Raw genomic sequence first — 12,383 nt, 5'->3', positions numbered from 1 at the left:
ATCAATCACGGGTGCACCCGGTCGGCGAGCTGCGCCGCCGGATCGGCGGCGCAGCCGGCGATGTCACAGCAGCGAACGGAGGACGTACTGGAGGATGCCGCCGTTGCGGTAGTAGTCGGCCTCACCGGGGGTGTCGATGCGGACGACCGCCTCGAACTCGATCGGCTGCTTGCCCTCCGCCGAGTGCTCACTGGGCTCCGCGACGACGTGGACCGTCTTCGGGACTCCGCCGTCGTTGAGCGACTCGATCCCCGAGATCGAGATGATCTCCGTCCCGTCGAGCCCCAGAGACTCGATGTTCTCGCCGGCGGGGAACTGCAGCGGGATGACGCCCATTCCGATGAGGTTCGAACGGTGGATCCGCTCGAAGCTCTCGGTGATGACGGCTTTCACGCCGAGCAGCGAGGTGCCCTTCGCCGCCCAGTCGCGCGAGGAGCCCGAACCGTACTCCTTGCCACCCAGGATGACGAGAGGGGTGCCCTGCTCCGCGTAGTTCTGCGCGGCGTCGTAGATGAACGACTGCGGCGCGTCGGCCTGGGTGAAGTCACGGGTGTACCCGCCCTCGACGCCGTCGAGGAGCTGGTTGCGCAGACGGATGTTCGCGAAGGTGCCTCGGATCATCACCTCGTGGTTTCCGCGCCGCGAGCCGTAGGAGTTGTAGTCCTTGCGGTCGACGCCGTGCTCGGAGAGGTACTGCGCGGCGGGGGTTCCCGCCTTGATCGAGCCGGCCGGGCTGATGTGGTCGGTCGTGACCGAGTCCCCCAGCTTCGCGAGGACACGCGCGCCGGCGATGTCGACGACCGGCGACGGGTTCAGCTCCATGCCCTCGAAGTACGGGGGCTTGCGGACGTAGGTGGACTCGGCGTCCCACTCGAAGGTCGCACCCGTCGGGGTGGGGAGCGAACGCCAGCGCTCGTCGCCGTCGAAGACTCCGGCGTACTTGCTGGTGAACATGTCGGTCGAGATCGAGCTGTCGATCGTGGCCTGCACCTCGGCCGCGTCGGGCCAGATGTCCTTGAGGTAGACCGGGTTGCCGTCGCTGCCGTTGCCGAGGGACTCGGTGTCGAAGTCGAAGTTCATCGACCCGGCGAGGGCGTACGCGATGACGAGCGGCGGGCTGGCCAGGTAGTTCATCTTCACGTCGGGGTTGATGCGACCCTCGAAGTTGCGGTTGCCCGAGAGGACTGCGGTGACGGCGAGGTCGTTGTCCTGGACGGCCTGCGAGATCTCGTCCTCGAGGGGTCCCGAGTTGCCGATGCAGGTCGTGCAGCCGTAGCCGACGAGGTAGAAGCCGAGGTCCTCGAGGTAGGTGGTGAGGCCCGACTTGTCGTAGTAGTCGGTGACGACCTTGGATCCAGGGGCCAGCGTGGTCTTGACCCACGGCTTGGCCTTCAGGCCCTTCTTGCTCGCGTTGCGGGCGAGCAGCCCCGCGGCCAGCATGACCGACGGGTTCGAGGTGTTGGTGCAGGACGTGATCGCCGCGATCGCGACCGCGCCGTGGTCGAGCGTGAACTCGTCGCCACCGCCGACGGAGACCTGAACGGGCTTCGATGCGGCCTTCGGCTCGTTCGCCGTCGCCGCGACATCGTGCGCGTGGCTGACCTCGCCCGAGACGTCCTCGTGGTCGCGGCTCTCGTCCTGCGCGGTGAGCCCGATCGGGTCGGAGGCCGGGAAGGTGCCCTCGACCGCTGCGTCGACCAGCGTGCGCTCATCGTCGGCCTCGATGCCCGCGTAGTCGCCGAGGTCGTGCACGAACTGTGCCTTCGCGTCGGTCAGCTCGATGCGGTCCTGGGGGCGACGCGGTCCGGCGATCGAGGGGACGACGGTGCTGAGGTCGAGCTCGAGGTACTCGCTGAAGACCGGCTCCTGCGCCGGGTCGTGCCAGAGCTTCTGCGTCTTGGCGTACGCCTCGACGAGTGCGACCGACTGCTCGTCGCGACCGGTGAAACGCAGGTAGTCGAGGGTCACGTCGTCGATGGGGAACATCGCGGCGGTCGAACCGAACTCGGGGCTCATGTTGCCGATGGTGGCGCGGTTGGCGAGCGGCACCTCGGCGACTCCCTCGCCGTAGAACTCGACGAACTTGCCGACGACTCCGTGCTTGCGCAGCATCTGCGTGATCGTGAGGACGACGTCGGTCGCGGTGACTCCCGTGGGGATGGCGCCGGACAGCTTGAACCCGACGACCTTCGGGATGAGCATCGAGACGGGCTGGCCGAGCATGGCGGCCTCGGCCTCGATGCCGCCGACGCCCCATCCGAGCACGCCGAGCCCGTTGACCATGGTGGTGTGGGAGTCGGTGCCGACACAGGTGTCGGGGTAGGCCTGCAGCACCCCGCCGACCTCGCGGGTCATGGTGACGCGGGCCAGGTACTCGATGTTGACCTGGTGGACGATGCCGGTTCCCGGCGGGACGACCTTGAAGTCGTCGAACGCGGTCTGACCCCAGCGGAGGAACTGGTAGCGCTCGCCGTTGCGCTCGTACTCGATCTCGACGTTGCGCTCGAAGGCGTTCGGTGTGCCGAAGAGGTCGGCGATGACGGAGTGGTCGATGACCATCTCGGCGGGTGCCAGCGGGTTGATCCTGGTCGGGTCGCCGCCGAGGGCGCTGACCGCCTCGCGCATGGTGGCGAGGTCGACGATGCAGGGAACACCCGTGAAGTCCTGCATCACGACGCGAGCCGGCGTGAACTGGATCTCGGTGTCGGGCTCGGAGGTCGGGTCCCAACCGCCGAGGGCACGGATGTGCGCGTCGGTGATGTTGGCGCCGTCCTCGGTGCGCAGAAGGTTCTCGAGAAGCACCTTGAGGCTGAACGGGAGCTTCTCGTACCCCGCCACCGTGTCCACGCGGAAGATCTCGTAGTCGGTGTCACCGACCGTGAGTGTGTCCCTCGCTCCGAAGCTGTTCACTGCTGCCACGACGATCTCCTCCGCGTTCGAGGCCACGCGGTGCGAACTGCCCGCCGGCCACCCCTCAGCCATCTTGCTCGCCAGGTGCGGGCCAGGACCAGCAAGGGGACCCTTACTCGGAGACGCCGACCGGCGAATTTATCTCGACGTCGAGATAAATGGAATCTTAGCTCACAACTCCGGGACGCTCCTGCGTCGGCGACGTGCGGAACACCGCTCGCGCGACCAGCCAGGAGAGGACGAGGAGGGGCGCGTACAGGGGCAGGCCCATCACGAGCTTCAGGGTGCCGAGGAGTTCGATCGACCCGGAGAGGTAGAGCGGCAGCTGGACCGCGAGGCGGGCGGCGAACAGCGCGACCCAGGCCAGAGTGAGGCCCTGCATGGCCCGGAACTTGCGGCGATCCTTGCGCCACGCGGTGCCCTCGCCGAACAGGTAGCCGACCGCGACACCGATCAGCGGCCACCCCACGAGCACGGAGATGAGAAGGCCCGCCCCGTAGGCGCCGTTGGTGATGAGGCCGAGCACGAAGTTGTCCTCGGCTCGACCCGTGAAGAGGGAGAGGCCGGCCGACGCGAGCGCCGCGAACAGTCCGCCGATGGCCTGTGTGACAGGCGTGCGCTGCGCGATCCGCACGACGGTGAACACCGCGGCCGCACCGACCGAGATACCGAGGGAGAGCGGGAGCGACCGGGTGACGCTGAAGAGCACGACGAAGAGCACTCCGGGCAGCACGGCCTCGAGCACACCGCGCACTCCGCCGATGGCCGAGAGGAGTCCGCGCCCCGTGACCGCTCCCCCATCGGCGACCTGACCGAAGCCCGCTCGCCGGGCCGCCTCAGCCAGACTCTGCCGGAACGTCTCGGGGACCTCGTCGGACGTGCGATCCGCGGCAGGCGAGGGTTCGCCACCTGCGCGCTCGTCGGGACGGTCGGATCCTGCCGACCCGGGAACGGAGGAGTCAGACACCGGTGATCGGTGCTCCGACCTGAGGGCCGGCGGGGCCGCCCGCGGGAACGTGCAGAGGAATGAGGTCACGAGGGGGCATCGGCGTGTTGCCGCGCACGACGACCACGCTGCGGAACAGGTCCTCGACCGCGGCCGCAGCGTCGGGGTTGACCGCGCCTTCGCCGGCGATGACACCTCGCAGGAACCAGCGGGGACCGTCGACCCCGATGAAGCGGGCGATCCGCGTCGTCTGCGGGGTACCGGCACCCGCGGACACGGGAATGGTCGCGACGAGCTCGGGTCCGAACGGACCGTCGACCTCGCGCGTCTGGCCACCCTGCTTCTGGATCTGCTCGACGATCTGCGCGCGGATCTCGTGCCAGAGTCCGCTCGATCGGGGCGCCGCGAACGGCTGCACCTGAAGCGTGGACCCGGCGTAGTCGAGACCGACGGCGACGACGCGCTTGGTCGCCTCCTCCACCTCGAGGCGCAGATGCAGCCCCTCGCGGGGAACGATCTTCACCCCGCCGAGGTCGACGTACGGGCGGACCGCATTGGCCTCGCTCACGTCGAGGGGACCGTTGATGTCCCGGTCCTCGGGAGCCGATTTGGGCTGGATGTCGTCTGCGTCAGGCAGGAGTTCCTCGTCGGTCACGGCACGATTCCTTCCACGGGGGCTGCGACCCGGTCGGTCGCGCCCGAAGCATAGCCGGTCGACCCGTGGCCGGACTCGCCCCGCTCGGAGCCCGGCAGGCTCTCGACCGGGATGAACTCGACCGGGACGACGGCGGTCACGAACAGCTGGGCGATACGGTCGCCGACCGAGATCGTGTAACTCTCGGACGGGTCGGTGTTGAGGAGGTTGACCTTGATCTCACCGCGATAACCGGCATCGACCAGGCCCGGCGCGTTCACGATCGTGATGCCGTGCTTCGCCGCGAGTCCACTGCGCGGCAGCACCAGGGCGGCGTACCCGGACGGCAGCGCGATCCGCAGGCCCGTACCGACGAGCGCGCGCTCCCCGGGGGCCAGGACCACCTCTTCGGCGGAGACGAGATCGGCTCCCCCGTCACCGGGGTGCGCGTAGGTCGGCGCCTCGGCGCCTGCGGTCAGAACGGGAACTGTCTGCGGCACGTGTCGAGGCTAGCCCACCGAAGCTGGTGCAATAGGGACATGACCTTCTCGGAGCGCCTCGTCCCGTCGCCCTGGGTGTTCGTGGCATGCGCGCTGCTGATCCCCGCCGGACTCCTCGTCTTCCTGCCCGTCTCGATCGGTGTCGCCATCGGTGCCGCAGTCGTCTTCTTCGGCGGCGCGTGCGCCGCGCTGCTGCTCCTCGCGCCGGTCGTCGAGGTCCGCGACGGGATGCTCCGAGCCGGCCGGGCTCGCATCCCCCTCGATCTGATCGCGGGCGCGACCGCCCACCGCAAGGAGGAGGCGACGGCGGAACGCGGTGTTCGACTCGATGCGCGCGCCTACCTGTGCATCCGAGGGTGGGTCGACCCGATCGTCAAGGTGGAGCTGGCCGACCCCGACGATCCGGCGCCGTACTGGATCGTGTCGTCGCGGCGGCCCGACGAGCTCGTCGCGGCGATCACGGCGGGTCGCTGAGCATCCCACCGCCGCCCGTTGAGCACGTCGAAACGAGCATGTCCACTTCGACCGGCTCAGTGAGCGGCGGCAACGCACCCGCCCGTTGAGCCCGCCGAAACGAGCACCTCCACTTTGACCGGCTCAGTGAGCGGCGGCCGGGCCAAAGACGAAGGCCCGGTGCTCCTCGAATGAGGAACGCCGGGCCTTTCGAACACTGCCTGGATCAGGCAGCGCACTCCAAGCAGATCGCACCGATCTTCTCTTCGTGATCGATCTGCGAGCGGTGCTTCACGAGGAAGCAGGACACGCAGGTGAACTCGTCGGCCTGCGGCGGGAGCACCACCACGTCCATCTCGACGTCGGAGAGATCCGCGCCGGGAAGGTCGAAGCTGCCGGGGTTATCGGCGTCGTCGACGTCGACAACACCCGAGAGCTTGTCGGGCACCCGCTCCTTCAGAGCCTCGATCGACTCGGAGTCGTCATCGGTCTTGCGGGGCGCGTCGTAATCGGTCGCCATTCCCATCCTTCTGTTACATCGCCTGATCGGCGGCGACAGTCTGCATGATCGCCTGTCGAAGCGCAAACCGGAAACCGTCTTCTTTACTGCCGTTCATGGAACTTCCGGCGCGCCCAGGGTATTCCGCGGATAGAAGTCGTCTCGGTGGCATCCTTGGGCCACTGGTTAACGCGAGGGGACAAGCGGCATGCACACTCTGAGAGCCGTCGCGATCGAAGGCAGCGGAGTCGTCGCGACGGATGCGCACGGCACCCAATTCCACATCGAGATCGACGACCAGATCAGGCTCCGGCTGCGCGATGGCGCCGCAGCCAGCGGTTCTTCCCGCAAGCTCTCGCCGCGCGAGATCCAGACCCACATCCGGGCCGGCCTGTCGGCCGAGGAGGTCGCGTCGCTCACGGGTGCGCCCCTCGACTACATCCAGCGCTACGAGGGTCCCGTTCTCGCCGAGCGCGAGTACGTGGTCGAATCCGCTCTCGGCGTAACGGTCAACACGCTGCCCGACGGCGAGGTCGATGGGCCTCACCCCACTTTCGGAGCCGTCATCGGGGAGAGGCTCGCGCAGCTCTCCGCTCGGGGCACGCTCTGGGTCAGCTGGAAGGAGCAGTCGGGCGGCTGGGTGCTCAAGCTGTCCTTCACCGCCGACTCCATCGACCACGACGCGCGGTGGCGCTTCGATCCGAAGAAGCTGACGCTCGCCCCCCTCAACGCCGAGGCGATCGCGCTGTCCCAGCAGTCCGAGATCGGAGGGCAGCTGCTCCCCCGTCTGCGCGCCCTCCCGAACGATCTCGCGACCCGCGATGCATCGCGCTTCGACTCGGCCGTCTTCGAGCTCCCTGAGATGCCCCCCTCGGCGCCGGCCGAGACTCCCGCGGCGTCGGAGGCGGCTCCCGCCCCCCACCTCGAACCCATCGCCTACGGCCGCGGTCGGGTCATGGAGGCGAGGACCGGCGCCATCTCCGTCACTCCCGAGTCGTCGTCGTCCGAGCACGGCGGCACCGCCGACCTGCTCGAGGCCCTGCGCCGTCGGCGCGGCGAACGCGAGGCCGCCGGATTCGACGAGTCGCCGCAGGAGGAGAAGTCGGCCACCACGACGGCCTCGATCCGGCTCCTCGACCGCCCCAAGACCGCCGAGCGCGAACCGCAGCCCGAACGTCGGGCGCCCGAGCGCAAGGTCGCGGAACGTCGCACCCAGGTCGCCGCGCCCGAGAGGCAGTCGCCGTCGTCCGAGACGATGCCGGTGCGCCCCGCGCGCCGCGGGCGCACCTCGATGCCGAGCTGGGACGAGATCGTCTTCGGCGCGCGACCCGATGACGAGGCCTGAGCCGACTCCGACACCGGTTGATCCCCGGAACGAGGGGACGACCTGCGTCATCGCGGGCGGCGGACCGGCGGGGATCATGCTGGGGCTGCTCCTGGCCCGATCCGGCATCCGTGTCACCGTCCTCGAGAAGCACCTCGACTTCCTGCGCGACTTCCGTGGTGACACCGTCCACCCCACGACCCAGGGCATCCTCGACGAGCTCGGGCTGACCGCCGCGTTCGAACGCATCGTGCGCGGCAGGGTCGACAGCGTCACCATGGGCACGGCCGACAGCGTCATCCTGAATGCGAGGATCGCCGGCGCCGCACCCTGGGCGCGGTTCCGGTCGATCGCACTCGCGCCGCAATGGGACTTCCTCGACCTCCTCACCGAGCACGCCTCGCACTACCCCGGCTTCGATCTCCGGCTGGGCGCGGAATGCACAGGAGTCCTCCGCTCTGCGAGGACAGGAGCGGTGACCGGTGTCCGCTACCGCGATGAGGCGGGCGACCACGAACTCCCGGCGGTGCTGACGGTGGCGGCCGACGGCCGCCGCTCCACCATCAGGAGCGCCGTCGACTCGCCGCTGATCGACCTGGGCGCTCCCATGGACGTGCTCTGGCTGCGGCTCCCGCGTCGCGACTCCGACGGGGCGGGCCTGCGAGGGGTGCTCGGCAGCGGCGACCTCGCCGTTGCGATCGATCGGGGCGACTACTGGCAGCTGGCCTACCTGATCCCGAAGGGGTCGTTCGCTGCGGTGCGCGCACGCGGGATCGACGTGCTCCGCACGCGTCTCGTCGCGCTGCTGCCGTTCCTGGTCGATCGCGTCGCCGCTGTCGACTGGGACGACGTCAAGATGCTCGAGGTGGGACTGAGCCGGCTGCAGCGGTGGTACTCGCCGGGCGTGCTCGCCATCGGCGACGCGGCGCACACGATGTCGCCGATCGGCGGTGTCGGCATCAACCTGGCGGTTCAGGATGCGGTCGCCGCGGCGCGGATCCTCGCGCCCGTCCTCCTGCGGGCTCAGGACGATCCGTCTCGATTCCGCCGCACCCTGAACCCGCGCCCGCTCGCGCGGGTCCAGCGACGTCGACTTCCCCCGGCAGTGCTGGTGCAGAGGATTCAGAGGACCGCCCAGGCACGCGTCATCGACCGTGTGCTGACGAACGGCACCGTGCGGCTGCCCTTCCTGCTCGCCGCCGACCTCAGGAACAACGGCCTGGTCGCCCGACTCATCGTGCGACTGCTGCTCTACGGAATCCGCCCCGAGCGGATCCCACCGGCGGTTCCCTGACCGGACCGGGAGGGCGCAGCCTCGCGAGGGTGCGGGATCACCCGCGCCGCGCCGCCCCGAACCGCAGAAGAGGCACTTCGCGCTCCGCCGCCGTGAAGGAGCCGTGCTGACCGACCATCGCCCGCGACGACGCGCTCGCCGTTCGCGCATCGTAGTAGGCGATCGGCTCGCGTGCGCCGACGAGGATGTCGCCGATCCGCGGGAGCACCTCGTCGTCGACGGGGCCGAAGACACCCGCCGCCACGGCTTCCGCGCGGGTGAAGACCCAAGCTCGATGCCCTTCCGCATCACGCCAGCGCTCCGCGAGCCCCTCCGCTGCGTGAAGGGGGAGGTCGGGCTCGAGGTACAGGTGCAGCAGGCGAGGGTCGCCTCCCACGTGCCGGACGCCGTCGACGAGCCCGGGGCGTTCGTCGATCAGCACATGCCGATCGGCCGACACATCGACCATTCCGTGGTCGGCTGTGACCAGCATCCCCACTCCCGGCGCGAGAGCCCGATCGCCCGAAGCGACGGCGGCGTCGACGGCCTCGAGGCCCGCGAGATATCGGTCGGACTGCGTTCCGCCGGCGTGCGCCGCCATATCGAGCTCGGGGACGTAGAGGTAGACGACCGTCGGATCGGCTGAGCTCGTCAACTCCGCCGCCGCCCCGAACCTCTCCGCGATGCCGTCGACGGGCACGTACTCCGCCCCTCGCAGCGCGGCGGCGGTGAATCCGGAATCCGAGTAGCGACGCCCGCCGACCACCACGGAGCGGACATCCGCTGTCTCGAACAGCGTCGGACAGCGCTGCCAGACGGCCGGATCGACGGTGCCGCCCCAGCCGCTGAGCTGATTCACAAGTCTGTCGGTGGCGGGGTCGAGGACCGAGTAGCCGACGACACCGTGCCGGCCGGGAGCGGCACCTGTCGTCAGCGAGGTGATCGCAGCCGCCGTCGTGGTGGGGCCGCCCGTGCGGGCCGTCGACCATTTGCCGATGGCCGAGGAGAGGACGCGAGCATGGCCCGATCGTGCCCGAAGACTCGACATGCCGAGCCCGTCGACCAGCACGACCACGAACGAACGCGCGGGCGGCAGCCGCAGCTCGTTCTGCTCCGAGCGCATCGCGGCGAGCGAACTGGTGAGAACCGCGGCCAGATGGGGGCCATCGCCGAGACCCGTGGGTACCATGATGGGCATCGGGGCCAGTCTCTCACAGCGCCTTGGCGCGGCCCCGACACCGGACGGGCCGCGCGCCCACCGGCCCCAGACACCGGGCAGTCGCCAGACGAGCCGCCCGCTTCCCCCGAGATCAGGAAGGCCGCGAGTACCGCCGTGCCCCAGCAAGCCCTCACCTCCCCCCGCCCCGCCCGGAGCGTCCGGTGAGCCCCGACGGCCGCACCCCCGACGCCGACGCGATCGTCGAGCGCATCGAGGACATCGACGTCTCGGTCGAGATGCAGGGTTCGTTCCTCGAGTACGCCTACTCCGTCATCTACTCGCGAGCACTCCCCGACGCCCGGGACGGACTGAAGCCGGTGCAGCGCCGGATCCTTTACCAGATGGCCGACATGGGCCTGCGGCCCGACCGCGGCCACGTCAAGTCGGCACGCGTGGTCGGCGAGGTCATGGGCAAGCTGCACCCGCACGGCGACTCGGCGATCTACGACGCGATGGTGCGCCTGGCGCAGCCGTTCGTGATGCGACTCCCCCTGATCGACGGGCACGGCAACTTCGGCTCCCTCGACGACGGCCCCGCCGCCTCCCGGTACACCGAGGCCCGGCTCGCGCCCGCCGCCATGGCCATGGTCGAGAACCTCGACGAGGACGTCGTCGACTTCGTGCCGAACTACGACAACCAACTGACCCAGCCCGAGGTGCTGCCTGCCGCGTTCCCGAACCTGCTCGTCAACGGCGCGAGCGGTATCGCCGTGGGCATGGCCACCAACATGGCACCGCACAACCTCATCGAGGTCGTGGCCGGAGCTCGCCACCTGATCGAGAACCCCGCGGCGACCCTCGACGACATCATGCGCTTCATCCCGGGTCCCGATCTGCCCACCGGCGGCACCATCTCAGGTCTCGACGGCATCCGAGACGCCTATGCGACGGGTCGCGGAAGCTTCCGCACCCGCGCGCGGGTCTCGATCGAGAACATCACCCCGCGCAAGTCCGGACTCGTCGTCACCGAGCTGCCCTATCTCGTCGGTCCCGAGCGGGTCATCGAGAAGATCAAGGACGGCGTCCAGTCGAAGAAGATCCAGGGGATCTCGGACGTCAACGACCTCACCGACCGGAAGAACGGTCTCCGCCTCGTCATCGGCATCAAGACAGGTTTCAGTCCTGAGGCCGTGCTCGAGCAGCTCTACCGCCTCACGCCGCTCGAGGAGTCGATGGGCATCAACAACGTCGCCCTCGTCGACGGCGGACCCCGCACCCTCGGTCTGCTCGAACTGCTGCAGGTCTACATCAAGCACCGCGTCGAGGTGGTCACCCGTCGCACCAGCTACCGTCTCGCCCGGCGCCGCGAACGTCTGCACCTCGTCGAGGGACTGCTCACCGCGATCCTCGACATCGACGAGGTCATCCAGGTCATCCGCACGAGCGATGACTCCGAGACCGCTCGCACCCGACTCATCGACATCTTCGACCTCGACCAGGTCCAGGCGGAGTACATCCTCGAGCTCCGGCTGCGCCGCCTCACCCGGTTCTCGCGCATCGAACTCGAGACCGAGCGCGACGAGCTCCGCGCCGAGATCGCCTACCTCGAGGAGCTGCTCGGCAGCGAACAGCGCATCCGCGAGCTGGTCGGCGATGAGCTCGACGCGACGGCCGAGAAGTACGGGACCCCCCGGCGCACCCTGCTCACCGAGGCGGCCCCATCGCTGGCAGGCAGCACGCGCGGCAAGAAGTCCACGGTGTCGCTCGAGATCGCCGATGTGCCGTGCACGGTGGTGCTCTCGACGACGGGACGCGCGGTGCGGGTCGACATGCCCGCCGACGAGGAGCTCGAACGACCCGCTCGGCGCAGCAGACACGATGCGATCCGGTCGCAGGTGCGCGGCACGAGCCGAGGCGAACTCGGTGCCGTGACCAACACGGGACGCCTCGTCCGGTTCACGCCCGTCGACCTCCCGGCGGTGCCCACCAACTCGGTGCAGCTGGGGGCGGGTGCCAGGATCGGCGATTACGTGGGCCTGGCCAAGGGTGAACGCGTCCTCGGGCTGGTCTCGCTGACGAGCGAGGAGCCCATCGCGCTCGGCACCAAGGGCGGGACCGTCAAGCGGGTGACCGCGGGCGGCTACCCGACGAAGCCCGACTTCGAGGTGATCTCGCTCAAGAAGGGCGACGAGGTGGTCGGCGTCGTGCAGTCCACGGATGACGCCGAGCTCGTCTTCGTGAGCAGCGATGCGCAGTTGCTGCACTTCCAGGCCTCGGCGGTCCGCCCCCAGGGCGTCGCCGCCGGAGGTATGGCCGGCATCAATCTGTCGACGGGAGCCGAGGTCGTCTTCTTCGGTGCCGTCGCCAAGCCCGAGCACGCGGTCGTGGCCACCGTGTCGACGACGATCGGCGCGCTCCCGGGCACCGACCCGGGCAAGGCGAAGGTGTCCCTGTTCGTCGACTTCCCCGGCAAGGGTCGAGCGACCGGTGGAGTGCGTGCGCACACCTTCCTCAAGGGAGAGGACTCGCTCGCCCTGGCCTGGGTTGGCGCGGATCCGGCCTACGCCGTCACCGCCGAAGGCGGAGCTGTCGCGCTGCCCGACCCCGGTGCGCGACGGGATGCATCGGGCATCCCGCTAGACGGCATCGTCGCCTCGATCGGCGCCGCCCTCAACGCGTGAGGGC

The 12,383-nt window shown here is 69.4% G+C and carries 10 protein-coding genes; 4 read left to right on the top strand and 6 right to left on the bottom strand.

Annotated elements, in window-relative coordinates; all coding sequences use genetic code 11:
• Nucleotides 1-63 precede the first annotated feature (63 nt).
• The 4 genes from DDQ50_RS11230 to dut all read right to left on the bottom strand — a co-directional run bounded on the left by DDQ50_RS11230 (nt 64) and on the right by dut (nt 4,990).
• The gene (locus DDQ50_RS11230; RefSeq protein WP_116757408.1) at nt 64-2,919 is read right to left on the bottom strand and encodes an aconitate hydratase; all 2,856 of its coding nucleotides are present in this window, start codon (nt 2,917-2,919) and stop codon (nt 64-66) included.
• Nucleotides 2,920-3,076: 157 nt separating this feature from the next.
• Nucleotides 3,077-3,877, bottom strand: a complete 801-nt coding sequence (locus tag DDQ50_RS11225; RefSeq protein WP_116756814.1) for a DUF3159 domain-containing protein — start codon at nt 3,875-3,877, stop codon at nt 3,077-3,079.
• Entirely contained in the window at nt 3,870-4,511 is a 642-nt protein-coding gene (locus tag DDQ50_RS11220; RefSeq protein ID WP_116756813.1) for a DUF3710 domain-containing protein, read from the bottom strand. The genes DDQ50_RS11225 and DDQ50_RS11220 overlap by 8 nt, the downstream gene beginning before the upstream one ends.
• Nucleotides 4,508-4,990 (bottom strand): dUTP diphosphatase, encoded by a 483-nt coding sequence (gene dut / locus DDQ50_RS11215; protein WP_116756812.1) that lies wholly within the window; start codon nt 4,988-4,990, stop codon nt 4,508-4,510. Before dut ends, DDQ50_RS11220 begins: the two co-directional genes overlap by 4 nt.
• Before the next feature lie 39 nt (nt 4,991-5,029).
• Between dut and DDQ50_RS11210 the strand changes: the two genes are divergently transcribed.
• Nucleotides 5,030-5,464: a DUF3093 domain-containing protein gene (locus tag DDQ50_RS11210; protein WP_116756811.1), complete on the top strand. Its 435-nt coding sequence runs from the start codon at nt 5,030-5,032 to the stop codon at nt 5,462-5,464.
• A 205-nt stretch (nt 5,465-5,669) separates the two neighbouring features.
• On the opposite strand, the gene DDQ50_RS11205 is transcribed toward DDQ50_RS11210, so the two are convergent.
• On the bottom strand, nt 5,670-5,963 hold the full coding sequence (locus DDQ50_RS11205) for a DUF4193 domain-containing protein (RefSeq protein WP_116756810.1): 294 nt from the start codon (nt 5,961-5,963) through the stop codon (nt 5,670-5,672).
• A 187-nt stretch (nt 5,964-6,150) separates the two neighbouring features.
• Here DDQ50_RS11205 and sepH point away from each other — a divergent pair, with 187 nt between their 5' ends.
• Nucleotides 6,151-7,287, top strand: a complete 1,137-nt coding sequence (sepH, locus tag DDQ50_RS11200; RefSeq protein WP_116756809.1) for a septation protein SepH — start codon at nt 6,151-6,153, stop codon at nt 7,285-7,287.
• Nucleotides 7,274-8,560 (top strand): FAD-dependent oxidoreductase, encoded by a 1,287-nt coding sequence (locus tag DDQ50_RS11195; RefSeq protein ID WP_116756808.1) that lies wholly within the window; start codon nt 7,274-7,276, stop codon nt 8,558-8,560. Before sepH ends, DDQ50_RS11195 begins: the two co-directional genes overlap by 14 nt.
• A 37-nt stretch (nt 8,561-8,597) precedes the next feature.
• Here DDQ50_RS11195 and DDQ50_RS11190 read toward each other — a convergent pair whose 3' ends face one another.
• Nucleotides 8,598-9,737, bottom strand: a complete 1,140-nt coding sequence (locus DDQ50_RS11190) for an alkaline phosphatase family protein (RefSeq protein ID WP_338065154.1) — start codon at nt 9,735-9,737, stop codon at nt 8,598-8,600.
• A 182-nt stretch (nt 9,738-9,919) separates the two neighbouring features.
• Between DDQ50_RS11190 and DDQ50_RS11185 the strand changes: the two genes are divergently transcribed.
• A complete protein-coding gene (locus DDQ50_RS11185) occupies nt 9,920-12,379 on the top strand; it encodes a DNA gyrase/topoisomerase IV subunit A (protein ID WP_240614348.1) in 2,460 nt (819 codons plus the stop codon).
• Nucleotides 12,380-12,383 lie beyond the last annotated feature (4 nt).

It is taken from the genome of Amnibacterium flavum, assembly GCF_003097495.1.
GTDB classification, from domain to species: domain Bacteria; phylum Actinomycetota; class Actinomycetes; order Actinomycetales; family Microbacteriaceae; genus Naasia; species Naasia flava.
This window is presented reverse-complemented; position numbering and strand designations above follow the sequence as displayed.

Bases quoted from the DNA above. Each gene is read 5' to 3' on its own strand.
- DDQ50_RS11205 (WP_116756810.1), bottom strand. From the start codon at position 5,963: ATGGCGACCGATTACGACGCGCCCCGCAAGACCGATGACGACTCCGAG.
- DDQ50_RS11210 (WP_116756811.1), top strand. From the start codon at position 5,030: ATGACCTTCTCGGAGCGCCTCGTCCCGTCGCCCTGGGTGTTCGTGGCA.
- DDQ50_RS11195 (WP_116756808.1), top strand. From the start codon at position 7,274: ATGACGAGGCCTGAGCCGACTCCGACACCGGTTGATCCCCGGAACGAG.
- sepH (WP_116756809.1), top strand. From the start codon at position 6,151: ATGCACACTCTGAGAGCCGTCGCGATCGAAGGCAGCGGAGTCGTCGCG.
- DDQ50_RS11190 (WP_338065154.1), bottom strand. From the start codon at position 9,737: ATGCCCATCATGGTACCCACGGGTCTCGGCGATGGCCCCCATCTGGCC.